General features: G+C 67.2%; 22 protein-coding genes. 10 read left to right on the top strand and 12 right to left on the bottom strand.

All coding sequences use genetic code 11. The annotated features are described in order from the left end of the window. Positions 1-148: 148 nt before the first annotated feature. The 3 genes from DVT68_RS14140 to DVT68_RS14130 all read right to left on the bottom strand — a co-directional run bounded on the left by DVT68_RS14140 (position 149) and on the right by DVT68_RS14130 (position 3,473). Positions 149-1,135, bottom strand: coding sequence for a multidrug resistance efflux transporter family protein (locus DVT68_RS14140; RefSeq protein ID WP_114825729.1), 987 nt, complete (start codon positions 1,133-1,135; stop codon positions 149-151). A 287-nt stretch (positions 1,136-1,422) separates the two neighbouring features. Next, positions 1,423-2,790: a sensor histidine kinase gene (locus DVT68_RS14135; protein ID WP_114825728.1), complete on the bottom strand. Its 1,368-nt coding sequence runs from the start codon at positions 2,788-2,790 to the stop codon at positions 1,423-1,425. Beyond that, positions 2,787-3,473 (bottom strand): response regulator transcription factor, encoded by a 687-nt coding sequence (locus DVT68_RS14130; RefSeq protein WP_114825727.1) that lies wholly within the window; start codon positions 3,471-3,473, stop codon positions 2,787-2,789. Before DVT68_RS14130 ends, DVT68_RS14135 begins: the two co-directional genes overlap by 4 nt. Before the next feature lie 161 nt (positions 3,474-3,634). Here DVT68_RS14130 and DVT68_RS14125 point away from each other — a divergent pair, with 161 nt between their 5' ends. Beyond that, positions 3,635-4,123 carry a Spy/CpxP family protein refolding chaperone gene (locus DVT68_RS14125; protein ID WP_114825726.1) on the top strand — a complete coding sequence of 163 codons (489 nt, stop codon included), beginning with the start codon at positions 3,635-3,637 and terminating at the stop codon, positions 4,121-4,123. Positions 4,124-4,223: 100 nt separating this feature from the next. On the opposite strand, the gene DVT68_RS14120 is transcribed toward DVT68_RS14125, so the two are convergent. Then, entirely contained in the window at positions 4,224-5,339 is a 1,116-nt protein-coding gene (locus DVT68_RS14120; RefSeq protein ID WP_114825725.1) for an aldo/keto reductase, read from the bottom strand. Positions 5,340-5,441: 102 nt separating this feature from the next. On the opposite strand from DVT68_RS14120, the gene DVT68_RS14115 reads away from it, so the two are divergent. Next, the gene (locus DVT68_RS14115) at positions 5,442-6,365 is read left to right on the top strand and encodes a LysR family transcriptional regulator (protein ID WP_114825724.1); all 924 of its coding nucleotides are present in this window, start codon (positions 5,442-5,444) and stop codon (positions 6,363-6,365) included. A gap of 84 nt (positions 6,366-6,449) precedes the next feature. On the opposite strand, the gene DVT68_RS20460 is transcribed toward DVT68_RS14115, so the two are convergent. Together DVT68_RS20460 and DVT68_RS14110 are read right to left on the bottom strand one after the other, a co-directional pair. Further along, positions 6,450-6,620: a hypothetical protein gene (locus DVT68_RS20460; protein WP_158543510.1), complete on the bottom strand. Its 171-nt coding sequence runs from the start codon at positions 6,618-6,620 to the stop codon at positions 6,450-6,452. A 134-nt stretch (positions 6,621-6,754) separates the two neighbouring features. Next, positions 6,755-8,122 carry a formimidoylglutamate deiminase gene (locus DVT68_RS14110; protein ID WP_114825723.1) on the bottom strand — a complete coding sequence of 456 codons (1,368 nt, stop codon included), beginning with the start codon at positions 8,120-8,122 and terminating at the stop codon, positions 6,755-6,757. Positions 8,123-8,182: 60 nt separating this feature from the next. On the opposite strand from DVT68_RS14110, the gene DVT68_RS14105 reads away from it, so the two are divergent. The 3 genes from DVT68_RS14105 to hutI are packed head-to-tail and all read left to right on the top strand — an operon-like array spanning position 8,183 to position 12,473. Continuing rightward, entirely contained in the window at positions 8,183-9,757 is a 1,575-nt protein-coding gene (locus DVT68_RS14105; RefSeq protein ID WP_114825722.1) for a bifunctional GNAT family N-acetyltransferase/carbon-nitrogen hydrolase family protein, read from the top strand. 50 nt (positions 9,758-9,807) lie between these two features. Continuing rightward, entirely contained in the window at positions 9,808-11,241 is a 1,434-nt protein-coding gene (locus DVT68_RS14100; protein WP_114825721.1) for a chloride channel protein, read from the top strand. Then, positions 11,238-12,473, top strand: coding sequence for an imidazolonepropionase (gene hutI / locus DVT68_RS14095; RefSeq protein ID WP_114825720.1), 1,236 nt, complete (start codon positions 11,238-11,240; stop codon positions 12,471-12,473). Before DVT68_RS14100 ends, hutI begins: the two co-directional genes overlap by 4 nt. Before the next feature lie 24 nt (positions 12,474-12,497). Here hutI and DVT68_RS14090 read toward each other — a convergent pair whose 3' ends face one another. The 6 genes from DVT68_RS14090 to DVT68_RS14065 all read right to left on the bottom strand — a co-directional run bounded on the left by DVT68_RS14090 (position 12,498) and on the right by DVT68_RS14065 (position 16,089). After that, complete coding sequence (locus DVT68_RS14090; RefSeq protein WP_233523472.1) at positions 12,498-13,226, bottom strand: hypothetical protein; 729 nt, start codon at positions 13,224-13,226, stop codon at positions 12,498-12,500. A 128-nt stretch (positions 13,227-13,354) separates the two neighbouring features. After that, positions 13,355-13,516 (bottom strand): 30S ribosomal protein THX, encoded by a 162-nt coding sequence (locus DVT68_RS14085; RefSeq protein WP_114825719.1) that lies wholly within the window; start codon positions 13,514-13,516, stop codon positions 13,355-13,357. A gap of 72 nt (positions 13,517-13,588) precedes the next feature. Then, the gene (locus DVT68_RS14080; protein ID WP_114825718.1) at positions 13,589-14,563 is read right to left on the bottom strand and encodes a cation diffusion facilitator family transporter; all 975 of its coding nucleotides are present in this window, start codon (positions 14,561-14,563) and stop codon (positions 13,589-13,591) included. A 61-nt stretch (positions 14,564-14,624) separates the two neighbouring features. Next, positions 14,625-15,050, bottom strand: a complete 426-nt coding sequence (locus DVT68_RS14075; RefSeq protein WP_114825717.1) for a MerC domain-containing protein — start codon at positions 15,048-15,050, stop codon at positions 14,625-14,627. A gap of 225 nt (positions 15,051-15,275) precedes the next feature. Continuing rightward, positions 15,276-15,782, bottom strand: a complete 507-nt coding sequence (locus DVT68_RS14070) for a transcriptional repressor (protein WP_199536067.1) — start codon at positions 15,780-15,782, stop codon at positions 15,276-15,278. A 25-nt stretch (positions 15,783-15,807) separates the two neighbouring features. Next, positions 15,808-16,089 (bottom strand): hypothetical protein, encoded by a 282-nt coding sequence (locus DVT68_RS14065; RefSeq protein WP_114825716.1) that lies wholly within the window; start codon positions 16,087-16,089, stop codon positions 15,808-15,810. 89 nt (positions 16,090-16,178) lie between these two features. On the opposite strand from DVT68_RS14065, the gene DVT68_RS14060 reads away from it, so the two are divergent. From DVT68_RS14060 to DVT68_RS14040, 5 genes are all read left to right on the top strand, one after another. Beyond that, positions 16,179-16,883, top strand: coding sequence for a response regulator transcription factor (locus tag DVT68_RS14060; RefSeq protein WP_114825715.1), 705 nt, complete (start codon positions 16,179-16,181; stop codon positions 16,881-16,883). Further along, a complete protein-coding gene (locus DVT68_RS14055) occupies positions 16,870-18,249 on the top strand; it encodes a sensor histidine kinase (RefSeq protein ID WP_158543509.1) in 1,380 nt (459 codons plus the stop codon). The genes DVT68_RS14060 and DVT68_RS14055 overlap by 14 nt, the downstream gene beginning before the upstream one ends. A 165-nt stretch (positions 18,250-18,414) precedes the next feature. Next, entirely contained in the window at positions 18,415-19,581 is a 1,167-nt protein-coding gene (locus DVT68_RS14050; protein ID WP_147281737.1) for an efflux RND transporter periplasmic adaptor subunit, read from the top strand. Positions 19,582-19,618: 37 nt separating this feature from the next. Then, positions 19,619-22,807, top strand: coding sequence for an efflux RND transporter permease subunit (locus DVT68_RS14045; RefSeq protein WP_114825712.1), 3,189 nt, complete (start codon positions 19,619-19,621; stop codon positions 22,805-22,807). A gap of 8 nt (positions 22,808-22,815) precedes the next feature. After that, entirely contained in the window at positions 22,816-24,282 is a 1,467-nt protein-coding gene (locus DVT68_RS14040; RefSeq protein WP_199536077.1) for an efflux transporter outer membrane subunit, read from the top strand. Positions 24,283-24,493: the final 211 nt, after the last annotated feature.

Genomic DNA, 24,493 nt, shown 5'->3' with positions numbered 1-24,493 from the left:
ACTGCGCCTCGCCACCATCCCTGTCCAGCGTCCATCTTCCATCCGTGACTCAGCTTTCGGGTCACAGCGCCGGTGTGTAACCCGGTTTCCGGCAACTGGGAAGTTCCAGATGGACCCGGCAGCGGCGCAGGTCACCTGGTGATGGCCATCAGGCTCCCCGATCCGTGCGCAAGGTGCGCAACTCCTCGACATGCCCTGCCGCGGACCGCCCACTGATCCACCCGAACAGCGCGATGCCGACCACGATCATCCCGGCGCCGATGGCGGAGTAGCCGCTGGGCCAGGCCTCGCCGAGGAAGCTCGCGCCGATCACGGTGGCGAACAACAGCTCCGCCGCCTGCATCGCCTCCACTGCGGCAAGTGCGGTTGGTTCGCTGCGCACCATGTCGGTGGCGCGGAAGAACAGCACGGTGGCGATCACACCCGACGACAACGCGACGCCGCCCGCGAGCAGGATTTCACGCCAGCCCGGCGGACCGACGATGGTCCAGGTGATCGCGGCCAGCAGCAGCCACAATGGCCAGCTGCACAAGGTCATGCCGAACACGCGCTGGGTGGCGCCGATGCGCGTGCCACTCCCTTCCAGATGCAGCAGAAGCATGCGGTTGCCGAGCGGATAGGCGAAGGCGGAGAAAACCACCGCCGCCATCGCCAGCCAGTCGCTGGTGCGCAGGCGTCCCTGCGCATGCCCCCATTGCAGCGCGAATACGCCGGCCACGATCAGCATGCCGATCACCACGCTGCGCCATGGCAGGCGGCGACGATCGTCGCGATAGATGAAGGGAGACAGCAAAGGACCCGCCAGCACGGTGGTCTGGAAGCTTCCCGCCACCAGCCAGGAGGGGCCACTGTTGGCGGCCCAGGTCAGCGGCAGGCCGAACAAGACGAAGCCCACCGCGCTCCACTTGAGCCACACGCGCGGGTGGTTGCGCAGTTCCGTGGGCAGCTCGCCGAGGCCGCCCTGCCAGGGAAGCGCGATGGCGAGCAACGGCAGGGTGATCAGGTAACGCAGGATCACCGCCCACGCCCAGTGGCCGCCACCGGCCACCAGGCTGCGGTTCAGCACGTAGGTCATGGTGAAGAACAGCGCTGCGCACAGCGCCAAGCCTACCGCGGCGATCGCGTTGGAACGCATTGGCATCCCGTTGCCCAAAGAGGCGAGTGTCGCAAATGCGTCTGTGTTTTCGTAGCCGGGGAAACCGCCACAATCTTCCAGACACACGAGAAGACCGGATGCCCTGGTCGTCATTCCCGCGAAAGCGGGAGGCGCTTTACAACAGCGAAGCTGGTCACCCAGTGACTTTGCTCCTCACTGCATAAAAGTCACTGGATTCCTGCCTGCGCAGGAATGACGAGCTTGAAGCGGACCGCGTCGGAAGTGGACCGCTGCGCCACTCCCGACCCACCTGCATGATTCGGCTCTTACGCCGACACTGCGGAAGCAAGCGGCAAAGCCAGCTGCACCACCAAGCCACCACCCTCGGCATTGCTGGCGCGCACTTCACCGCCATGGGCCTGCACCACCCGCTGCACGATGGCCAGCCCCAGTCCATGGCCGCCCGCGCGTGCGGCATTGCTGCCGCGGAACAGCGGACGGAACAGCGAGTCCAGCTCGCCAGCAGGCACGCCGGGGCCGTGGTCGCGAATGGCCAGATCGACCTCGGTTGCGCCGGACCGCGCGCTGAGCTCCACACGACCGCCCTCCGGGCTGAACTTGATCGCGTTCGCAATCAGGTTGTCCAACGCACGCTCCAGCAGCAGCTCGCTGCCAGAGACGACGGCTGGCGCCGGCGCGTCGGCGGCAAGCGTGATGCCGCGCGCCGTCGCCTCCACGCCGGCGCGCCGCACGCATTCGCGCAGCAGTGCGGACACATCGACCGGGCCGCGGCTCTCGCCGGGGATGCCACCCTCCAGGCGCGACAGCGCCAGCATCTCGCCGGTCAGGCCGTCCATTCGACTGATCTCCTGCTCGGCCTGCTCGAAATAGCGCGCTGCTTCTTCGCGGTCGCGGCTGCGTCGCGCCAGGTCGAGGATCAGGTGCAGGCGCGCCAACGGCGAACGCAGTTCGTGCGACAGGTCCTGCAGCACGCTGCGGTCATGCGCGACCAGCGCCTCGATGCGCTCGGCCATCGCATCGAAATCGCGCGCGAGGTGGGCCAGCTCGTCCTGGGCGTCCCGGCCCTGCCCTTCAACGCGCGCGGACAATTCGCCCGAGGCCATGCGCCGCGTCGCCCGGCGGATCGCTTCCACCGGCTTGGCCACGCGCCGCGCCACCCACCAGCCCACCAGGCCAATGAACAGCAGCGACAGCACGCCCTGGATGGCCAGGAAAATGCTCTGCCGCGTCCGTGGACGCAGTCTCGAATGCGTGCGACTCAGCGCCACCAACTGGCGCGTCTTGCCGTCCGCGCCATGCACCTGCTGCACGGCGACGTAAAGGTTCGGCCAGGGCTGCAGCACCAGGTCGCGCTGCTCGCCCAGCCAGGTCGGCAAGGATTCGCGCATCACGCTCGGCATGCGGATCGGCGCCAGTTCCTGGCCATTCTCGAACAGGGTGGCCTCGATGCCTTCGCGCCGCTGTTGGGCCGACCAATCCGCCAGCGCAGTGGATCCGCCGCCCTCGTAAGCCTTGTCCGCCCCCTGCGCCAGCACGGACCAATTGATTTCCACCGCCGTGCTGAATTCGATGAAGCTTTGCGTCAGGAAGCCGCCGAGCATCAGAGCCAGCAGGTTGGCCGCGCAGAAGCTGAGCAGGAGGCGCCAGTACAGCGAACTCTTGAACGGACTCATGCGCTGCCCGCCACCAGGCTGTAGCCCGCGCCGCGTACCGATTCGATGCGCGGCGACTGGCCCGATGCATCGGCCAGCTTGTGGCGCAGGCGGCTTACGTGCACGTCGATGCTGCGGTCGAAGCGCTCCAGCTCACGACCCAACGCCATGCGCGTCAGCGTGGCCTTGTCCACCAGCTCGCCGGTGCGCTGGGCCAGTGCGAGCAGCAGCTGGAATTCGGCGCCGGTCAGGCTCAGCTCCTGCTCATCCACGTAGGCGCGACGCTCCCCCGGCTCCAGCCGCAGGTTGCCCACTTGCATCGCCCCGGCCGCTACCGGCGTGGACCGCCGCAATTGCGCACGCACGCGCGCCAGCAGCTCGCGAGGCAGACACGGCTTGGTGAGGTAGTCGTCGGCGCCCAGCTCCAGACCGATCACGCGGTCCACCGGTTCACCCTTGGCCGACAGCATGATCACCGGCAGACGGTGCTTGAGCCGCAGCTCGCGCAGCGTGTCCAGGCCGTCGCGCCCGGGCATCATCACGTCGAGGATCAGCAGGTCTGGCCGCATCGCAGGATTGTGCAGGTGGGCCAGCCCGGTGTCGCTGTCATGGGCGACATCGACCGCGAAGCCTTCGCGTTGCAGGTATTCGGCCAGCAGGGCGGCCAGAGCGCGGTCGTCGTCGACGATGAGGATTCTTGGCATGGTTTTCAGTAACTCCCGGGGGAATTCAAGCCGCGCCGCCCGGTGAACTCCAACGGCTTTACCCTTCTTTACCTTTTGGCAAAGAACATACACATGGGGATGTCGTCAAATAGACCGTGACCACTGCAGTTGTCCATTCCAACGACAATAGGATCTCCCCCATGCGCAAGAACGTTACCCTCGCCCTGGCCCTGGCGTCCGCCATGGCTCTCGCTCCCGTCGCGATGGCCGTCGCTCAGGACGGCGGCTGGCACGGCCATGGCCACGGCCATGGCGCCCTCTTCGAGGCGGCCAGCAAGCTCAACCTGACCGATGCCCAGAAGGCCAACATCAAGCAGATCATCCAGAACGCCCGCACCGCCAACAAGCCGCAGCGCGAAGCCCTGCGCCAGCAGCGCGAAGCGTTCGCCGCGATGACCCCGAACTCGGCCGGTTACCAGGCCGCCGCGGCCAGCCTCGCCCAGGCGGAAGGCGCCGCCGCGCAGGCTCGCGTGCAGCAGCGCGCCGCCATTCGCGCCCAGATCTACTCCTTGCTGACGCCGGCCCAGCAGTCGACGCTGGCCCAGATCAAGGCCGAGAACCAGGCCCGCCGCCAGCAGTGGCAGCAGTTCAAGGCACAGCATCCGGTTTCGGGCAGCACGGCCCAGTAATTGAACGACGTGTCATAACAAACGAGGGCGCCTTGAAGGCGCCCCTCTCCTCGAAACCTCGGCGCCAGTCTGCATGCTGGCGCCGATTTTTTTTGCCCGTTCAATCCGTCTTGAAGTCGCCCGACGCCTGCGCAGCCACGAATACCGGCGGGGCATAGCCAGCGGGCTTGCTGCCCACCGCCACGCCACCATGCAGGCGCGACTGCTGCACGTCGCCAAAGAACCAGTACGGGAAACTCGCCTCGATCGCGCTGGCGGCATCCAGGCGCGCGCGCAGTTCAGCCGGAATCTGGAAGGACAGCGCCGCCAGGTTGTCGTCGAGCTGCGCCAGCTTGGTGGCGCCCACGATCACTGAGGCCACGCCGGGCTGGGTGGCCACCCAATTCAGCGCCACCTGCGCCATCGGCTTGCCGATCGCGCGGGCGACTTCCTCCAGCGCGGCGACGATCGCCCAGTTGCGCTCGGTGAAGCGGTCGAAACCCGGCATGCCGGCGACCTTGGCCAGGCGCCCCTCGCCGCTGCCGCCGGCCTCGCTGGGCTTGTACTTGCCCGACAGCAGGCCCATGCCCAGCGGGCTCCACGCCGTGATGCCCATGCCCAGCTCACCCGCCATCGGCACGAACTCCTGCTCGATGTGGCGCTCGATCAGCGAGTACTCCAGCTGAAGGCTGACCAGAGGCGTCAGCGCGTGCGCCTCGGCCCAGGTCTGGGCGCGTGACGCATACCAGGCCGGCACGTCGGACAGGCCGGCATAGCGGATCTTGCCCGCCCTCACGAGGTCGTCGAGCGTGCGCATCACCTCCTCAGCGGGCGTCAGCCGATCCCATGTGTGCAGCAGGTAGAGGTCGATGTAGTCGGTGCCCAGGCGGCGCAGCGAGCCTTCCACCGCGCGCAGGATGTTCTTGCGGCCGTTGCCGCCGGCGTTCGGATTACCCGGCTGCGCGTTGTAGCTGAACTTGGTCGCCAGCACGACGCGATCCCGCACGCCAGCCTCGGCGATGAAGCGACCCAGCAACTCTTCGCTGGCGCCATCGGTGTAAAGGTCGGCGGTATCCAGGAAGTTGCCGCCGGCCGCGAGGTAACGGTCAAACATGGCGCGGGCCGTGTCCTCGGCCGCGCCCCAGCCCCAGTTGTCGCCGAAGGTCATGGCGCCCAGCGCCAGGCGGCTGACGCGCAGACCGGAGCGTCCGAGGGTGTAGTAGGTGTCGAGCGACATGGGGGCACTCCGTGCATGGCTGGGGAATGGGCACAGTCTGCGCCTTGCCATTGCGCTGAAAAATCCGCATCTTGTGGATGCGTTATTAAGTGGAGCTAATCAATGCGCATCGACGACGCCTCCGCCCTCCGCGCCTTTCGGCTGATCGCGCGCCATGGCAGCTTCACCCGCGCCGCGGCGGAGCTGGAGGTCACTCCGTCGGCGCTAAGCCAGAGCCTGCGCCAGCTGGAATCCCACCTCGGCGTGCGCCTGCTGCACCGGACCACGCGCCAGGTCGGGCTGACCGAGGCCGGCCGCGCCTTCCTGGAGCGGATTTCACCGGCCCTAAGCGACATCGACGCGGCCATTGAGGCGATGCGCCAGCATGGCGATCGCCCGGTCGGCACGCTGCGCATCGCCGTGCCGCAGATGGTGCTGGACCTCCTGATCATCCCCACTCTGCCCGACTTCATGCGCGCATGGCCGGAGCTCAAGGTCGACATCCACGTGGAGAACCGCCTCACCGATCTGATCGCCGAAGGTTTCGACGCCGGCATCCGGTTGGGCGAACGGCTGGCGCGCGACGTGGTCGCCGCGCCGCTGGGCGGCCGGCAGCGCGCGGTGGTGGTCGGCTCACCCTCGTATTTCGCGCGCCGTGGGCGCCCGCAGCACCCGGCCGAACTCGCCACCCACGACTGCGTGCGGTTCCGCTTCAGCAGCGGCGCGATCTATCGCTGGGAATTTGCCCATCCGCACGGCGCGTCCCAGGGTCAGTGGTTCGTGGTCGATGTGGATGGCGCGCTGACCACCAACGAACCAGCGCTGGCGATCCGCGCCGCGATCGAAGGCCTGGGTCTGACCCACATGGTCGAGCCGGCGGTGCGCAGCGCAGTCGCCTCCGGCCAGTTGCAGACGGCGCTCGACGACTGGCTGCCGCCATTCGACGGTTTCTACCTCTACTACCCCAGCCGGCTGCAGGTGCCTCCCAAGCTACGCGTGTTCATCGAGCACCTGCGCCGGCATATCGCCGAGCATTCGACTTGGTAGAAGCGCCATCTGTGCGCGAATGCCCATTGGTCGACGGCGGCATCAGGCACGTCGCGCACAAGATGCGCGCCTACGGGGAGCGAATCACCCGCGCCAGTGACCCGAAATCCACACGCCACCCGGCGCGTAGTAGCCCGGCGTCCACACGGTCGCCGCGTAGTGCGGTCGTGGCGCCACCACCACGCAACCGGTGAGCGAAAGGCTCGCGCTGAACATGACGGCGAGGCCGAGACCGATCAGCATGAGTCGACGCATGATGCACTCCTTGTGTTGTGGGCTTGCCACGGAGAACGCCGGCCACGATCGGTTGATGACGGAAAACGGGAGACGCGATGGCTGCGGTTCATGCAAAACGCAGCCACCGTTCATGCTGTCGTCCCGCTTGCGCCTCAGCCTTTGCCGAGGCGCTCCACCGTCGCGCGATAGCGCGATGCAATGCGTTCCTCATCGCGATGCCGGAAGTCACGCACGATCCACTCGCCTCCCACCATCACGTTCCGCACCAGCGGCGCGTTGCCGGCGAACAGCAAGCTGTCGATCAGCGAGGCCTCGTCTCGCGCCGCGAGCAAGGGCGCGCGATCATCCAGCACCAGCAGATCGGCGCGCGCGCCAGCGCGCAGTTCGCCGATCGGCAGGCCCGAAGCCAGGGCGCCGCCGCGCAGCGCGGCGGGCCACAGCGTTTCACCCACGCTGTCACCCTGGCGGCGCGCCGCGATGTTGCGATGGCGAGTGACCAGGCGCTGCCCGTATTCGAGCCAGCGCAGCTCTTCAATCGGCGAAATCGAGATATGCGAGTCCGAGCCGATGCCGAGTGTGCCGTGCGCGTCGAGGTAGTCGGCCAAGGGAAACAGGCCGTCACCGAGGTTCGCCTCGGTGGTGGGACAGAGTCCGGCCACGGCACCGCTGCGCGCGAGCTGCGACGTCTCATGCGCGCTCAGGTGGGTGGCGTGCACCAGCGTCCAACGCGCGTCCACGTCGGCGTGCTCGAACAGCCATTCCACCGGCCGGGCGCCACGGGTGGCGAGGCAATCCTGCACCTCGCCAATCTGCTCGGCGATGTGGATATGGATCGGGCAGTCCTTTGCGGCTTCGCTCTCCAGCACTTCGCGCAGCGCCTCCTCCGGCACCGCACGCAGCGAGTGCAACGCGATACCCACGCGCAACCGTTCGCTCTCGTGCGCACGCAGGTTCTGCAACAGTCGCAGGTACGAGGGGACATCGTGGCCGAACCGGCGTTGACGCGGCGTCAGCGCCCGCCCGTCGAAGCCGCCGCTCATGTACAGCACCGGCAACAGCGTCAGCGCGATGCCAGCCTCGCGCGCCGCTTCGATCAGCGCGAGCGACATCGCCTCCGGTTGCGCGTACGGCGTGCCGTCGGGTTGGTGATGCAGGTAGTGGAATTCACAGACCTGGGTGTACCCGGCCTTGAGCATCTCCACGTACAGCTGCGCGGCAACCGCCTGCAGTTGTTCCGGGCCAATCGCCGCCGCGAATGCATACATGGTCTCGCGCCAGGTCCAGAAGCTGTCGTCGCTCCTTCCCTTGCGTTCGGCCAGGCCTGCCATGGCGCGCTGGAATGCGTGCGAGTGCAGGTTCGGCATGCCAGGCAACACCCAATGCCCAAGACGTTCGCCCTCGCCCGACGCAAGCCCTGCGATCCTGCCTTGCGCATCGACCCCTATACCTGCATCGCGCGTCCAGCCATGGGTGGTCCACAGGCGATCGGCGGTGTATCGGCTGGCAATGGGGGATGACATCAGCCTGCTCCGTGAAGAAATGCGTACGAGTGTAACCGCCCGCTGCGGCATAATGCGCCCATGGCCAAGAAGAACCAGGAACACGCCCCGAAGCTGCTGGTGCGCCAGGCAATGCCCGCTGACGTGCCGGCATTGGTCGACCTCACTGCCCGCGTATACACGCCGGAATGGGGCCACTCCGCGGAAATGTTGCGCTCCCAGCAGACGCACTTTCCGGAAGGCCAGTTCGTGGTCGAGTACGAGGGCAAGATCGTCGGCTATTGCGCGACTTTCCGCATCGACGAAGCCACGGCGCTGGCGCCGCACACCTGGATGCAGATCACCGGCGGCGGCATGGGCTCGCGCCATCGGCGCGACGGCAACTGGCTGTATGGCATGGAGGTGGTGGTCCATCCGGCCTACCGCAACATGCGCATCGGCCAGCGCCTCTACCAGGCGCGCAAGCGTCTGTGCACTGACCTGAAATTGCGCGGCATCGTGTTTGGCGGACGCATTCCTGGGCTTGCGCGCAGCATGCACCGCTACGGCAGCGTCGACGCCTACGTGCAGGCGGTGGTGGATGGACGCCGACGCGACCCCACACTGAGCTTCCAACTGAGCAACGACTTCGAAGTGATCGGCCTGTTGCGCGGCTACGTACCATCGGATTACGAATCGCTGGGCTATGCCGCGCATCTGGTGTGGCGAAACCCGCAACTGCTCAACCAGCCGGACATTCCCTCCATTCCCTCCACGCAGCGCCTGCCCGACCTGGTGCGCGTGGCCTCGGTGCAGTACCAGCAGCGGCGCATCCGCTCGTTCGAGGAGTTCGCCACGCACGTGGAGTACTTCACCGATATCGCGGCCGACTACAGCGCGGATTTTGTCGCCTTCCCCGAGCTGATCACGCTGCAGCTGCTGTCGATCGAGAACGAGGAGCTGTCGCCAGTCGAGTCGATCCGCAAGCTGAGCCATTACACGCCGCAGGTCAAGGAGCTGTTCGGTCGCCTTGCGGTGCACTACAACATCAACATCATCGCCGGCTCGCATCCCACCGAGCAGCCGAACGGCGACATCCACAACGTGTGCTACGTCTGCCTGCGCGATGGCTCGATCCACGAGCAGGAGAAGATCCATCCCACGCCCAGCGAACGCACGGTGTGGAACGTGAGCGGCGGCGACAGCGCAGCGACCATCCAGACCGACTGCGGCCCGATCGGGGTGATGATCTGCTACGACTCGGAATTCCCCGAAGTCGCGCGGCACCTCACCGACCAGGGCGCGCTGATCCTGTTCGTGCCGTTCTGCACCGATGTGCGCGAAGGCTACCTGCGCGTGCGCTACTGCTCGCAGGCGCGCGCCATCGAGAACCAGTGCTACGTCGTGCTGTCGGGCAACGTCGGCAACCTCCCCGGCGTGAACAACTTCGACATCCAGTACGGCCAGAGCTGCATCCTTACGCCGAGCGACTTCCCGTTTGCGCGCGACGGCATCGCGGCCGACTCCACGCCGAACATCGAGACCGTGCTGTTCGCCGACCTCCATCTGGAGAGCCTCGCCCGCGCGCGCAACGCCGGCGCGGTGCAGAACCTCAAGGATCGCCGCTTCGACCTGTACGAGACGCGCTGGACCCGCAAATCCGAGGCGTCGTCGTGAGCGCCCCCAAAGGGGACGGCGGCGGGCCGTTGGAAAGCGCGCCCGGGCGAATGAAGCGCCTCGCCGATTCGGAACTGTTCTCGCCAGTGCAGTGGCGTCGCCGCGTGGTGTTCTGGAGCGGCGCGGTGCTGGTGGGCCTGGCCGCGGTGGGCTTCGCGCGGGCCTCCGATTGGGCGTTCGGCGTGTTCCATGGGGTGGTGACGGTCCACCCGTATTGGGCCTTCTTCATTACGCCGCCGACCTTCGCCTTGCTCGCCTGGCTCACGCAGGGCGCGCTCAAGCCCACGCGTGGCTCGGGCATCCCGCAGGCGATCGCCGCACTCAAGATCGAGGACGAGGATTTCCGCCAGAGCCTGCTCTCGCTGCGCGTGGCGATCGGCAAGATGGCGCTGACACTGACCGCGCTGCTTGCCGGCGCCTCGGTGGGCCGCGAAGGCCCCACCGTGCACGTGGGCGCGGGACTGCTCTATTCACTAGGTCGTCGCTTCGGCTTTGCCGAACCGGCCGCCGCCGGCCGCTTCATCCTGGCCGGCGCTGGCGCGGGCCTCGCCGCCGCGTTCAACACGCCGCTGGCCGGCGTGGTGTTCGCGATCGAAGAGATGAGCGGCGCGTTCGAGCATCGCATGAGCGGCACACTGCTCACCGCCGTGATCATCTCCGGCGTGGTGTCGCTGGGCATCCTTGGCAATTACTCGTATTTCGGCCACTTCGACATCGGCCTGCCGCTGGGCGAGGCGTGGTTGTCGGTGCTGGCCACCGGCATCGTGTGCGGACTGGCCGGCGGCCTGTTCGCCCGCCTGATCCAGCCCAGCGACCACGGACTGCGCGGCATCGTCGGCCGCTTGCGTGCGGGCCAGCCGGTATTGTTCGCGGCCGGCTGCGGCCTGGCGCTGGTGCTGCTGAGCCAGCTCACGCATACCGGCCTCTACGGCACGGGCTATGCGCAGGCCAAGGAAATCCTGGAGAACCACAACGAGACGGTGAAGAGCTTCGGCGCGCTGAAGTTCTTCGGCAACGTCGCCTCGTACTGGGCCGGCATCCCCGGCGGCATCTTCTCGCCGGCGTTGGCGGTCGGCGCCGGCCTGGGCAACAACCTCACGGCCATCCTGCCGGGCGTGGATCCTTCGGCCGTGGTCCTGCTCGGCATGGCCGCCTACCTGTCGGGCGTGACGCAGGCGCCGCTCACGGCGACGGTGATCTCGATGGAGCTCACCGCCAATCAGCAGATGGTGCTGCCGATCATGGCCACCTGCCTGCTGGCGCGCGCCGCCTCGTCGCTGTTGTCGCGCAAGCCGGTCTACCGCGCGCTTGCGGACAAACTGATCGAGGGCTACGAGCAGGAACTGGCCCGTCGCGCTGCGGCGACGGCGTACGACGACGACGCGGCGTACGATGCCGCCCGCCCCATGGTCGAGGATCCGGCCACGCCGCTGCCGCCGGCGCAAGGCCACTCCCCTGACACCGAAGACCAACGACTCACATGACCACCCGCTGGGATCACCTGCTGCTGGACGCGACCCTCGCCACCTTCGTTGGCGATGCGCCCTATGGACTGATCAGGCAGGGCGCGCTGGCGCTGCACCAGGGCCGTATCGCCTGGGTGGGCGCACGCGAGGAGCTGCCCGGCGAGGCCGCAGCACTGGCGGCGCGCGTCGACTACCTCAATGGCGCCGTGGTCACCCCGGGCCTGATCGACTGCCACACCCATCTGGTCTTCGGTGGCGATCGTTCCCATGAGTTCGACCTGCGCCTCAATGGCGCCAGCTATGAGGAGATCGCCCGCGCCGGTGGCGGCATCGTCTCCACCGTGCGCGCCACGCGGGAAGCCAGCGAAGACGTGCTGTTCGAGCAGTCGCTCCCGCGTGCGCACGCGCTCTTGGCCGACGGCGTCACCACCATCGAGATCAAGTCCGGCTACGGCCTGGACACGGCGACCGAGCGGCGCATGCTGCGCGTGGCCCGTCGCCTCGGCAAGGCGCTGGGCATCACCGTGCGCACCACCTTCCTGGGCCTGCACGCGCTGCCGCCGGAATTCCGCGACGACCGCGACGCCTACGTCGCGCTGGTATGCGACCGCATGCTGCCGGAGCTCGCCGAAGAAGGGCTGGTCGACGCGGTGGATGCGTTCTGCGAAGGCATCGGCTTCACCCCGGCCGAGACGCGCCGCGTGTTCGATCGCGCCACGCAACTGGGCCTGCCGGTCAAGCTGCATGCCGAGCAGCTGTCCGACCTCGACGGCGCGGCGCTCACCGCCAGCTACGGCGGCCTGTCCGCCGACCATCTGGAGTACCTGAGCGACAGCGGCATCCGCGCCATGGCTGCGGCCGGCACGGTGGCCGTGCTGCTGCCCGGCGCGTATTACGCGCTGCGCGAGACGAAGTTGCCTCCGATCGCCGGCTTGCGCGAACACCACGTGCCCATCGCCGTGGCCACCGACTGCAACCCCGGCACCTCCCCGCTGCTGTCGCTGCGCCTGGCCGCCAGCATGGCCTGCACGCTGTTCCGGCTCACTCCGGAGGAAGCCTTGCGCGGCGTCACGGTGAACGCCGCGAAGGCCCTTGGCTTTACCGATCGCGGCACGCTCGCCGAGGGCCAGCGTGCGGACCTCGCCGTGTGGAACGTGCGCGAACCGGCGGAGCTCTGCTACTGGATCGGCGGCAGCCACGCCTTGCGGGACATCTTCCTGGGCGGCGAACTGCTGTCGCCGGATTCCTGAGCGATTCAAGCCATCGCCAGCGATCTACTTTCCAGTCGCCGGCGTCAGCTCGTTGAGCACCTTGCCGTCCGCATCAAGAAACTTGAGGCTGGACGCGCCGTCCGCCGCTACGCCCATGACGATGCGAGGGCGTCCCTGCGCATCCCGAAGGGACAGCTTGGCCAGTCCATCGTCACCGCGCGTGACCGTTATGCGGGTCACACCGTAATAGCCTTCCTTCACGCGCTGCGCGATCAGCGCATCGCGCTCCGCCGCCGGCATCGCCCTCTGCTTGTCGGCATCCATGAAGTCCTGCTCGATGGGGCGATCGGAACGGTCGCTCACGATGAGCCCCGCCAGATGCCCGCTGCTGTCGTGGGCGCCCACCAGTTGCACGAGCTGGTCCTGCTCGTACTTGTCGAAGGTGAGGCTGCCGCCGCTGTCGACGATCTTGCCGTCCTTGTCCTTGTGACCGCTGAAGATCAGGCCACCGTTCTCGGTGCCCTCGTCGTTGTAGAACAACATGCCAGCGTTCGGTCGCGGATGCGGGTATTCCTTCCCCTTGAAGATCGCCCCGGGGAAGTTGGCCTTGTCCGAGATCACCATGCGCAACGTGCCGTCCGGCTCGATCAGGTTGATCCGCTGTACGTCGAGCTCATCGATCTGCAGCTTCTTCGGCTTCACCACGAAACCGCAAAGCAAAGCCGCCACCACCGCCGTAGTCAGCACGCCCGAATAGACCACCAGAAAACGCTGCCCCCACTGCATTCCCATGCCGTCTCTCCCTCGTTGAGCCGCATCGATTGGAACACGCGTCCAGTGGTGAAAACGTGCCGACGATCATGCCTAAGGGCAAAAAAAAGCCCCCGCCTGGGCGGGGGCTTTTCGGGAACCGGTCAGGTTCAGGCCGACTTCTTCTTCGGAGCGGCCTTCTTGGCGGCGGCCGGCTTGGTCACCGTCGCCTTGGCGCCAGCCACGGCCGGCTGCAGCGCGTGCACGCGGCTGTTGCCGTAGCTGCCACGGTAGGTCTTGCCACGACGGGTCTTGCGATCGCCCTTGCCCATGGGGGAACTCCTTGATTCGTTAGGGTGAACACGGCCGACCATCGTATCAGCGACCGCCCAAAGCGCAAGGGTTCAGTCGTGCCCGGCGCAGCCAAGCCCCTGGTCAGGGCAATTGCCCGGATCGATCTGCACCGTCACGTGCTGCACGCCGAATCGTTCGGCCAGCACCCGATTGATCGCCGCGATCGCCGCGCCACTGCCCTGCCCCTCGTGCAGCTCCGCGTGCAGGGTCGCCATGCGCGAACCTGAAGCCAACTGCCACACGTGCACATGATGAATGTCGCGGATCGACGGATCGGCGTGTCGCAGCGCCGCCGCGACATCGCGGGTATCCATGCCCTCGGGCACGCCTTCGAGCAGGATGTGCGCGGAACGCCGCAGCAAACGCCAGGCGCTGTTGAGGATCAGCAGGGAGACCAGCAGCGAAAGCACCGGGTCGGCCCAGTTCCAGCCCTTCCAGCGCACGAGCAAGGCGGCGACCACCGCCGCGACCGAACCCAGCAGGTCGCCCAGCACGTGCAGCGTGGCGCCGGCGAGGTTGACGTCGTCGTGGGCGTGGCCATGCAGGGTGCGCAGCACCAGCAGGTTCACCAGCAGGCCGACCACCGCCACCACCAGCATCATGCCTGACAGGATCTCGGCCGGATGGAACAGGCGGTCCACCGCCTCGAAGGCGATGAAAGCCACCAGCGCAAACTGGGTCAGCGCGTTGACGAAGCCCGCCAGCACCTCCAGCCTGCCGTAGCCGTAGCTGCGGCGGGCGTCGGCCGGGCGCCGCGCAAACCAGGCGCTCATCACCGCCAGCAGCAGCGCCAGCGCATCGATCAGCATGTGGCCCGCATCGGCCACCAGCGCCAGCGAGCCGGACCAGAAACCACCCACCGCCTCCACCAGCATCATCGCGGTGGTCAGCACGAAGGCAAAAATCAGCTTGCGCTCGCGCCCGGTGAAGTCGCCGTGGTCGTGGCTGTGCTCGTGACCATGCGCATGACCGTGGACGTGGTCATGGCCATGATGGTCGTGGGTGTGCGCGTGGGCCGTGCTCATGGGGCAAATGCTAGGAACCGCCCGCCCCGTTACACAATCACCATGGTGAACTGCCGCCGCCTCAGTGCGCACACTGCGGCCCATGCACGTGGACGGCGCGATGCGTACGCAGGTTGATGAAATGCGCCGACGCCACCAGCAAGCCACCGCAGGTCACCAGCACGCTGTGCAGGGCCACCGAGTAATTCTCGGCGAGACTGACGCCGCTGATCAGCAGCGCCAGCCCGGGCATGGCGAGCATCAGCGGCAGCGTGCGGCGGTGGTGACGGTAGCTGCTGATCAGGGTGAACAACGCAAGCGCGCAGGCGAACATCACGAAACCGCGCTCGAAACGGTGGTCGGCAAGAAAGCCCAGGCCTAGCAGGGGCAGCAGCGCGAGCACGAACGGCAGCGCCGCGCAATGGATCGCACAGAGAAACGACGCCGTGGCGCCGATCCGATCGGCAACGGACCACCAGCGTTTCTTGTTCGGTGCTCTGGAATCCATCGGTTCGGACCAGTGTGCGTCACGGGCCGGGGCAGCCCTAAATGAGGATGTTACATTATAACGTCGCAAACGCAAATGCCGGGGCTGACTGTAAGGGGAGCATTGAACGACCGCGCTGACGCGCGTCATCCCGTACTGACGGGATTCCGTGCCTTTGCCTTCAACGTCTTGAGGCCCCGGATTCTGGCGCTAGCCCCACCGGCGGGGTTGCGGAAACCCACCCGCTCAGGGCTTGCGGCAGTTCTTGCAGAGGCCGTGGACTTCCAGGGTCTGGGCCTGCGGGCGGAAACCGAACGCCTTGGCCTGGGCCTCGATCAGCTCGGCCACGCGCTCGTCGCACACTTCCTGGGCGCTGGAGCAGTTGTCGCAGATGAGGAACGGCACCTGGTGCGCCTCGGCCGGATGGTGGCAGGAGACGAAGGCGTTGATCGATTCCAGCTTGTGGATGAAGCCGTGCTCGAGCAGGAAGTCGAGCGCGCGGTACACCGTGGGCGGCGCCGCGTTGCCGTGCCGTTCGCGCAACTGGTCGAGCAGGTCGTACGCCTTGACCGGCTTGCCCGCCGCAGCCACCAGCTCCAGCACTTCCTTGCGCAGCGGCGTCAGGCGCAGCCCGCGCTCCTCGCTCGCGTGCTCCACCGCACGCACGAAGCTCTGCGCGTCGTCGTGATGGTGGTCGTGCACGTGCGGCTTGCTGGAAAGGGGTAGGCTCAATCGGTTCACCTCGCCTTGCATGATACACCCGGTCGCAAGTTCTCCCTTAGAGCCTGGGCAGCGGCGGCGGCATCGCCTTCGGCCGTGGCCGAGGACGCAGCAGCACGACGATCCAGCCGAACGGCCCCAGCGCTGCGGCCCACACGATGCCTTCCACGGTGCGCCCACGCCACCAGCCCAGTACGGCGCCCACCACGACGAAGACCACGCTCCACACGATCAGCGCCGTCCACGGCAGCATGCCCATCAGGTTCATGAAGACCTGCAGCGCCGCGTCGGGGCTGTCGGGATCCACGCCCTGCATCGCTTTGTCCAGCCACTGCTCCACGGGCGCCCCGGCGAGTCACTACGATAGCCCCATCATGCGGCGTCGGCGCGACGCTTGCACCCACCGCCACCACCTGCCGGATCGGAACCATGCGTTGCCTGCTGATCGAGGATGACACCCAAACCGCCGCGCTGATTCGCGAAGGCCTGCAGCAGGCCCGTCACGAGGTCGAGGTTTGCCACGACGGCGCCAGCGGGCTGGCCCGGGCCACCGGCGAGCGCTGGGACCTGGTGGTGCTCGATCGCATGCTGCCCGGCGGCCTGGACGGCCTGGCCATCCTCGGCGCGATGCGCCTGCGGGACGACACCACGCCAGTGCTGGTGCTGAGCGCGCTGAGCAGCCTGGATGAACGCGTCCGCGGCCTGCGCGCCGGCGGCGACGACTACCTGACCAAGCCGTTCGCCCTCGACGAGCTGCTGGCCCGCGTCGAGGCGCTGGTGCGCCGCGCCGGCCAGCGCGTCGAGCCGGAGCAGCTGAGCGTTGGCGACCTCACGCTGGAGCCGCGTACGCGGCGCGTGTTCCGTCAAGGCAAGCCGGTGCTGCTGCAACCGCGCGAGTACCAGCTGCTGGAATACCTGATGCGCCACCAGGGCGAAGTGGTCACCCGCAAGATGCTGCTGGCGGCGGTGTGGGGCTATCACTTCGACCCGGAGACCAACGTGATCGACGTGCAGATGAGCCGGCTGCGCAACAAGATCGACAAGGAAGGCGCGCCCGCCCTGATCCGCACCGTGCGCGGCGTGGGCTTCACCATCGCCGTCCCTGCACAGGATGACGTCGATGCGGATGGCTAGTTTCCGTCACTCGGTGGTGTTCCGCATGGCGGCAGGTTATGGCCTGCTGCTGTTGCTGTCGGTAGCGGTGATCGCCTCGGTGTTCTACGTCGCCACGGCCGGTCTCCTTCGCCGCGATATCGACGAGCAGCTGCGCAGCACCTCGCGCCATCTGGTGCAGGTAAAGGACCAGCGCAACACCGATGCGCTGGTGGAGGAAATCCATGGCCTGCTCACCGACAACCAGGACAGCGACACCGAGATTTACCTGCTGCTGGCTGCCGACGGCAGCAAGCTGATCGGCAACCTCACCGCCTGGCCGGCGGACGCCGTGGCCAGCGACGGCCTGCGCCAGCGCGATGTGCAGCGGCTGGGCCGCCATTCCTCCAGTCGGCTGCTGGTCTACCGTTTCGCCGACGGCGCGGTGCTGGTGGTCGGTCGCGACATGCGCGACGTGCGCGAGCTCGAACACATGATCCTGGTGGCGCTGGGTCTCGGCGGCGTGCTCGCGCTGCTGCTGGCCGGCGGAGGCGCGGCGCTGTTCCGCACGCAACTGCAAGGCCAGCTCAAGGCGATCCACCGCACCACCACCGAGATCGCCGCAGGCCGGCTCGATCGACGCGTCGCGGTGGGCGACTCGCGCGACGAGTTCGCGGTGGTCGCGCGCGACATCAACGACATGCTCGACGAGATCGAGCGGCTGATGGACACCGCGCGCAATGTCTCCAATGCGATCGCCCACGACCTGCGCACGCCGCTGGGCCGCGTTCGCGCCGCGCTGGAGCAGGCGCTGCGCTCGCCCCAGCGCCATGAGCGCCTGCCACAGAACGCCCAGTACGCGATCGACGAGATTGATAGCCTGATCATGGTGCTGGACAAGTTGTTGCAGATCGCCGAGGCGGAATCGGGCGTGCGCCGCCAGAGTTTCGAACCGCTGGCGCTGCGCGGCCTGCTCGAGGACATCGTCGAGCTCTATCAGCCGGCCGCCGAATCGCTGGCGATCACCTTGCATGGCGAAGTGGACGGCGATCCGTGTGTGCTGGCCGATCGCCACCTGCTGGCCGGCGTGCTGGCCAACCTGCTGGACAATGCCTTCAAGTACGCCGGCAGGGGCGCGAATGTCGCCGTACGCGCCGCGCGTGATGGCGGGCGGGTGCGCATCAGCGTGCAGGACGATGGTCCCGGCATTCCGGAACCCGCCCTGGCGCACGCCACGGAACGCTTCTTCCGGGTCGACAGCAGCCGCCACCAGCGTGGCAATGGTCTTGGCCTGAGCCTCGTGGCGGCGGTGGTGGCCTTGCACCGTGGGCAGCTCGTGCTGTCCAACACCACGCCGGGCCTGAAAGTGGACATCAACTTGCCCGCGGCCACTCTTTCCAAACCGTAACTGTCGCCGCCCTTGCGGCAGGACTAACGTTGCGCGCGGCATTCAGCAGGCTAGCCGGACGTGCCGGCGTGGCCGCCCGCGCCCTTCAGTCGCAGCGACCAGGTATCCCCGCCTGATCGATTTCGTGCGCTGAGCCGGCGCCCGCTCAGCAACGGCGACACCAACATGAAAAAGCATCACGGACGAATTTTCGCGGTCTGCTGCCTGCTCGCAGCGGCTTCGCTTGCGCTGTTCGCGCGCCATGACGCAACGCCCGCGGCGGCGCCGGCCAAGCCAGTCGACGACCAGTCGGTGACCATCACTGCCCAGCAGGCGCAGCAGGTGCGCGTGGCTGACGTCACCGAGCGCGACTTTTCGCCACAGGTGGATGCAGTCGGTTATGTGGATTTCGACCAGGATCATCTTGCCCAGGTCAATTCGCCTTATGCCGGCCGCGTGCGCGAAGTATTCGTCCGCGCCGGCGACAGCGTCACCCGCGGCCAGGTGCTGTTTTCGCTGGACAGCCCCGACCTTGCCCAGGCCGAGGCCACCCTGGTGAGCGCCGCCGCGGCGCGCACGCAAACCACTGCCGCGCTCGAGCGCGCGCGCGCCATGGCGAAGGTGGAAGCCAATGCGCCACGCGACCTCGAACAGGCGGTCTCCGACCAGCAAACCGCCGAAGGCAATTACCAGGCGGCCCGTCGCGCGCTGCACATCTTCAACAAGAGTGACGCGGAGATCGACCATATCGCCGCCTCGCGAATCGCCGACGGCGAGTTGCGCATTGAAAGCCCGATCGCCGGCGTGGCTACTGCCCGCACCGTCGCGCCGGGTGACCTGGTCCAGCCCGGCAACACGCCCGCGCCATTCACGGTGGCGGTCGCCGACAGACTTTGGCTCGTGGCGAACGTGGCCGAGTCCGATGCGCCACAGGTACAAGTCGGCCAGGCGCTCACGGCCAGCCTGCCCGCACTGCCGGGGCAGCCCATCGCAGCGCATGTGGATTACGTCGGCAGTAGTTCGGATCCGGCCACGCACCGCGTGATGCTGCGCTCGGTGCTGCACTCCCCACCGCCCGCCCTGCGTCCGCAGATGCTGGCGAACTTCAGCATCACCACGGCCGCGCCAACCCGCCACGACGCCGCACCGGTGGACGCGGTGGTGCGCGAAGGCGCCGGCGAAATGGTGATGTTCACCACCACCGATGGCCTGCATTTCACCCGGCATCCGGTGCAGGTTGGTCCCTTGCAGGACGGCTACTACCCGGTGCTCGCGGGACTGCCGCCGCACCAGCGGATCGCCACCGAGGGCGCGTTGTTCCTCAGTAACGCACTGGCGCTGCAGTCGCAGTGATCGTCGCCGTCGCTTCCTTTAGTCACAGGGATTAATCGTGTTCAGAGGCCTCGTCGCGTTCGCGCTGACCCGCCGCGCCATCGTGTTGATGGCGCTGGCCGCCTTCGTCGTCGCCGGTCTCGCGGCTTACGCCAGGCTCAATATCGAGGCTTACCCGAATCCGGCGCCGGTGATCCTGGAGATCACCGCGCAGGCGCCGGGTCTGTCCGCCGAGGAAATGGAGCGCAGCTACACGCGCCCGATGGAAGTGGGCCTGGCAACCACGCCTGGCGTGGAAAGCATCCGCTCCACCTCGTTCTACGGCCTGTCGTTCGTGCGCGTCACTTTCAAGTACGGCACCGACTACTACTTCGACTACACCCAGGCCGCGCTGGCCCTGCAGCAGAACGTCAGCCTGCCCAACAACGTGCAGCCGCAGATCCAGGCCTCCAGCCTCGTCGGCGAAATCTTCCGCTACCAGCTGGTGGGCCCGAAGAGCACCAGCCTGACCCAGCTGCGCACGCTGCAGGATTGGGTGGTCACGCGCCGCCTGCTGTCGGTGCCCGGCGTGGCCCAGGTGGTGACCTGGGGTGGCACGACCAAGGAATACGACGTCCAGGCCGACCTCGCCAAGCTGCAGAGCTATGGCATCACCCTGCCCCAGCTGGTGAGCACGCTGGGTAATGCCAACAGCAACGTGGGCGGACGCACCATCAACATCGGCCAGCAGTCGGTGAATATCCGCGGTGTCGGCCTGATCAAGGATGTCGACGACATCGGCAACACCGTGCTCGTGCAGAGCAGCGGCACCCCGGTGCTGGTGAAGGATGTCGCCAAGGTCGAAGTCGGCGCGGTGCCGCGCCTGGGCCGCGCGGGCCGCGACACGCAGGACGACGTGGTCACCGGCATCGTGGTGATGAACCGCACCCTGCAGACCAACGAGGTGGTGGCGCGCGTCAAGGACGAGGTGAACAAGCTCAACAGCGACGGCTCGTTGCCCGCCGGCGTGAAGCTGGTTCCGTTCTACGACCGCTCCAACCTGGTCGCGGTCACCACCCACACCGTGCTGCACAACCTGATCTTCGGCTGCCTGCTGGTGTTCCTGATCCAGTGGGTCTTTCTGGGCGACCTGCGCAGCGCCATCATCGTCAGCGCGAACATCCCGGTGGCGCTGTTCTTCAGCATCATCATCCTGGTGCTGATGGGTGACTCCGCCAACCTGTTGTCACTGGGCGCGGTGGATTTCGGCATCATCGTCGACTCGGCGGTGATCCTCATCGAGAACATCTTCCGCAACTTCCAGAAGAGCGCGGAGGAACAACGCGAGATCCTGCACGACGCCGCCCAGGGCGAATTGGGCGTCTACATGCGCGGCGGCGCCACCCACGGCTGGACCGACCGCCTGCGCCTGCTGTTCGTCAGCGCCATGCAGGTGGACCGCGCGATCCTGTTCTCCTCGGCCATCACCGTGGCCGCCTTCATCCCGCTGTTCACCATGCAGGGCGTGGAAGGCCAGATCTTCAACCCGATGGCGCGCACCTATGCCTATGCGCTGTCCGGCGCGCTGATCGCCACTTTCACCATCTCCCCCGTGCTGGCCTCGCTGCTGCTGCCCAAGCACGTGAAGGAGACCGAGACGCTGTTCGTGCGCGCAATCCGACGCGTGTACACGCCGGTGTTGCGCTGGGCGCTGGAGCGTCGCCGCACCACGGTCGGCATCGGCGTGGGCTTCCTGCTGCTGGCGGCGCTGCTGCTGACCCGCGTGGGCACCGAGTTCCTCCCTGCGCTGGAGGAAGGCAACCTGTGGATCCGCGCCTCCATGCCGCCCACCATTTCTCTCGAGGCGGGCGAAAGCAAGGTCAACCAGTTGCGCCGCATTTTGTTGAAGCACCCCGAGGTGGTGACGGTGGTGTCCCAGCATGGTCGTCCCGACGACGGCAGCGACGCCTCGGGCTTCTACAACGTGGAGCTGTTCGTCCCGCTCAAGCCCGAGGGCGACTGGCCCTCCGGCCACACCAAGGAAAAGCTGGTGGCCGAACTGCAGAGCGAGTTCGACAACGCCATGCCTGGCGTGGAGTTCAACTTCTCCCAGTACATCCAGGACAACATCGAGGAAGGCCTGTCCGGCGTGAAGGGCGCCAACTCGGTGAAGATCATCGGCCCTGAGCTGCCCGAGCTGGAACGCCTCGCCGACCAGGTGATGCGCGAGATGCGCAAGGTACGCGGCGTGGAGGATCTCGGCGTGTTCCACGTGCTGGGCCAGCCCAACCTCAACATCACCATCGACCGCGCCAGGGCTGCGCGCTACGGGCTCAACACCGGCGACATCAACACCGTGGTGCAAGCCGCCGCCGGTGGCACATCCGCCACCACCGTGCTCGAGGGCGATCGCCAGTTCGACCTGGTGGTGCGGCTCGCGCCGCAGTTCCGCCGCAGCATCGCGGACATCGGCAACATCCAGGTCGGCTACAGCCTGCCCAACGGTGGCGCCGGCTACGTGCCGCTGCGCGAGGTGGCCAGCATCACGCTCGACACCGGCGCCTCGTACATCTACCACGAACGCGGCGAGCGCTTCGTGCCGGTGAAATTCAGCGTGCGCGGACGCGACCTGGGCGGCACCGTGGCCGAAGCCCAACGCCGCATCGCCGAGCACGTGGTCCTGCCGCCCGGCTACCACCTGTCATGGGCGGGTGAGTTCAACGACCTGCAGCAGGCCAAGCAGCGCCTGGCGGTGGTGTTGCCGATCGCGGTGGGCCTGATCCTCGCCTTGCTGTTCGCCCTGTTCAATTCGTTCCGCGACAGCCTGCTCACGCTGGCGGCCATCCCGTTCTCCATCGCGGGCGGCATCATCGCGCTGTACCTGTCGGGCCTGGACTTCAGCATTTCCGCCGCGATCGGCTTCGTATCGCTGTTCGGCGTATCGGTGATGAACGGCATCCTGGTCATCACCTATTTCAACCATCTCCTATTCACCGGCCTGCCGCCGCTGGAGGCCATGGCGCAGGCTGCCGAGCAACGCATGCGTCCCATGCTGATGACCGCGTTGTCGGCCTGCATCGGCCTGCTGCCGGCGGCGCTGTCCACCGGCATCGGCAGCCAGGTGCAACGACCGCTGGCCACCGTGGTGGTGGGCGGCATGCTGATCGGCCCGGTGATGCTGCTGATCGTGGCGCCTGCGCTGCAGGTGCTGGTGGTCGAGTGGTCCCAGCGGCGCAAGCAACGTCGCGTGAGCGGAGAATCGCCATGACCCGTCTGATGCCTTCCCTTCGACCGGCGCTGCTCGCTGCGGCGCTGGCGGCCTGCGCCGGTTGCGCCGTCGGTCCTGACTATCAGCGCCCGGCCACGCCTGCGCCCACGCAGTACACCCGCGATGCCATGCCGGCCACCCTGGGCGCCGACACCCACTCGCCGCAGCAGCTGGCCAGCGGCCAGGCCATCGCGCGGACCTGGTGGGAAGTATTCGGATCTGACGCGCTGAACGATCGCGTCAAGCGCGCACTGGCGCACAACCCGGATCTGGATGCGGCCGAGGCGGCCCTGCGGCAGGCGAGCGAGAACGTGGCGGCGCAGCGCGCCAGCTTCTTCCCATCGGCACAGGTGAGCTATTCGCCGTCGCGCCAGCGCGACGCCGTGGGCACCCTATCGCCAGCGCTCAACTCCGGAGCCCCGTACTACACGCTGCATACGGCACAGTTGAACATCAGCTATGCGCCGGACGTGTTCGGCCTCAACCGCCGCACCGTGGAATCGCTGCAGGCTCAGGCCGACAACCAGCGCTATGAACTCGAAGCGGCGCGACTGACCCTCGCTTCCAACGTCGTCAACGCGGCGATCCAGGAAGCGTCGTTGCGCGCACAGATCGAGGCGACCGAGGCCGTCATCGCGGCGGAGACGCACGCGCTGACGATCCTGCACGACCAGCACCGCCTCGGCTATGCGTCGGCCATGGATGTAGCCGCGCAGGAAACGACGCTGGCCCAGGCGCGCCAGGCGCTGCCGGGCCTGCAGAAGCAGCTGCAGCAGAATCGCGACCTGCTGGCTGTGCTGTGCGGCGACACGCCTGATCAGGCCGGCGCGCCGGAGTTTGAGCTGGAAAACCTCACCCTACCGGTGACGTTGCCACTCAACCTGCCTTCGCAGTTGGTGGATCAGCGTCCCGACGTGCGCGCTGCCGAAGCCAACGTGCACGCGGCCAGCGCCGAAGTCGGCGTGGCCCTGGCCAACCGCCTGCCGCAGTTCACCCTGAGCGGCGCCTATGGCGGTAGTTCCACTTCGTTCTCGCGCATGTTCACCGACGACAACATCTTCTGGGCGCTGGCCGGCAGCGTCACCCAGACGGTGTTCGACTTCGGCGCCCTCAAGCACAAGCAGCGCGCCGCCGAGGCGGCCTTGCAGCAGTCCGCGGCGCAATACCGCAGCGTGGTGCTGGGCGCGTTCCAGAACGTGGCCGACACGTTGTATGCGATCGACAGCGATGCCCGCGCCCTCGCGGCGGCCGACGATGCCGAGAAGGCTGCTGGGCGAACGCTGGAACTGACGCAGAAGCAGCAGCAGCTGGGCTACGTCGATGTGCTCACGCTGATCAATGCGCAGCAGGCGTATCAACAAGCGCGCATTTCGCGCGTGCAGGCGCAGGCGGCGCGGCTCAGTGACACGGCGGCGTTGATTCAGGCGTTGGGTGGTGGGTGGCAGGAAGCGGTGGTAACTGGGAAGACTGGATAAGTTAACTATCCTGGCGTGGGTTCTTGCCTAGGGTGTTGTCCCTGAGGCTGATCCAACGAAGCGAGGCATGTGTCCTTGTCTCTTCCTAGCCCGTCATCCCAGAGGACGCTGGGATCCAGTGACTTTGCTCTGAACGTGGCGTTTCCGCGACCTTGCTCGCCTGCGGCGGGCGTCCGGACCGCTGCCGCGGCCCGGGTCACTTTTCTTTGCG

The sequence above is a fragment of the Dyella solisilvae genome, assembly GCF_003351225.1.
In the GTDB taxonomy this organism is placed as follows: Bacteria; Pseudomonadota; Gammaproteobacteria; order Xanthomonadales; family Rhodanobacteraceae; genus Dyella; species Dyella solisilvae.
The sequence above is the reverse complement of the archived record's forward strand: the minus strand, read 5'-3'. Positions and strand labels throughout refer to the sequence as shown.

Bases quoted from the DNA above. Each gene is read 5' to 3' on its own strand.
- DVT68_RS14140 (WP_114825729.1), bottom strand. From the start codon at position 1,135: ATGCGTTCCAACGCGATCGCCGCGGTAGGCTTGGCGCTGTGCGCAGCG.
- DVT68_RS14135 (WP_114825728.1), bottom strand. From the start codon at position 2,790: ATGAGTCCGTTCAAGAGTTCGCTGTACTGGCGCCTCCTGCTCAGCTTC.
- DVT68_RS14130 (WP_114825727.1), bottom strand. From the start codon at position 3,473: ATGCCAAGAATCCTCATCGTCGACGACGACCGCGCTCTGGCCGCCCTG.
- DVT68_RS14125 (WP_114825726.1), top strand. From the start codon at position 3,635: ATGCGCAAGAACGTTACCCTCGCCCTGGCCCTGGCGTCCGCCATGGCT.
- DVT68_RS14120 (WP_114825725.1), bottom strand. From the start codon at position 5,339: ATGTCGCTCGACACCTACTACACCCTCGGACGCTCCGGTCTGCGCGTC.
- DVT68_RS14115 (WP_114825724.1), top strand. From the start codon at position 5,442: ATGCGCATCGACGACGCCTCCGCCCTCCGCGCCTTTCGGCTGATCGCG.
- DVT68_RS20460 (WP_158543510.1), bottom strand. From the start codon at position 6,620: ATGCGTCGACTCATGCTGATCGGTCTCGGCCTCGCCGTCATGTTCAGC.
- DVT68_RS14110 (WP_114825723.1), bottom strand. From the start codon at position 8,122: ATGTCATCCCCCATTGCCAGCCGATACACCGCCGATCGCCTGTGGACC.
- DVT68_RS14105 (WP_114825722.1), top strand. From the start codon at position 8,183: ATGGCCAAGAAGAACCAGGAACACGCCCCGAAGCTGCTGGTGCGCCAG.
- DVT68_RS14100 (WP_114825721.1), top strand. From the start codon at position 9,808: ATGAAGCGCCTCGCCGATTCGGAACTGTTCTCGCCAGTGCAGTGGCGT.
- hutI (WP_114825720.1), top strand. From the start codon at position 11,238: ATGACCACCCGCTGGGATCACCTGCTGCTGGACGCGACCCTCGCCACC.
- DVT68_RS14090 (WP_233523472.1), bottom strand. From the start codon at position 13,226: ATGGGAATGCAGTGGGGGCAGCGTTTTCTGGTGGTCTATTCGGGCGTG.
- DVT68_RS14085 (WP_114825719.1), bottom strand. From the start codon at position 13,516: ATGGGCAAGGGCGATCGCAAGACCCGTCGTGGCAAGACCTACCGTGGC.
- DVT68_RS14080 (WP_114825718.1), bottom strand. From the start codon at position 14,563: ATGAGCACGGCCCACGCGCACACCCACGACCATCATGGCCATGACCAC.
- DVT68_RS14075 (WP_114825717.1), bottom strand. From the start codon at position 15,050: ATGGATTCCAGAGCACCGAACAAGAAACGCTGGTGGTCCGTTGCCGAT.
- DVT68_RS14070 (WP_199536067.1), bottom strand. From the start codon at position 15,782: ATGCAAGGCGAGGTGAACCGATTGAGCCTACCCCTTTCCAGCAAGCCG.
- DVT68_RS14060 (WP_114825715.1), top strand. From the start codon at position 16,179: ATGCGTTGCCTGCTGATCGAGGATGACACCCAAACCGCCGCGCTGATT.
- DVT68_RS14055 (WP_158543509.1), top strand. From the start codon at position 16,870: ATGCGGATGGCTAGTTTCCGTCACTCGGTGGTGTTCCGCATGGCGGCA.
- DVT68_RS14050 (WP_147281737.1), top strand. From the start codon at position 18,415: ATGAAAAAGCATCACGGACGAATTTTCGCGGTCTGCTGCCTGCTCGCA.
- DVT68_RS14040 (WP_199536077.1), top strand. From the start codon at position 22,816: ATGCCTTCCCTTCGACCGGCGCTGCTCGCTGCGGCGCTGGCGGCCTGC.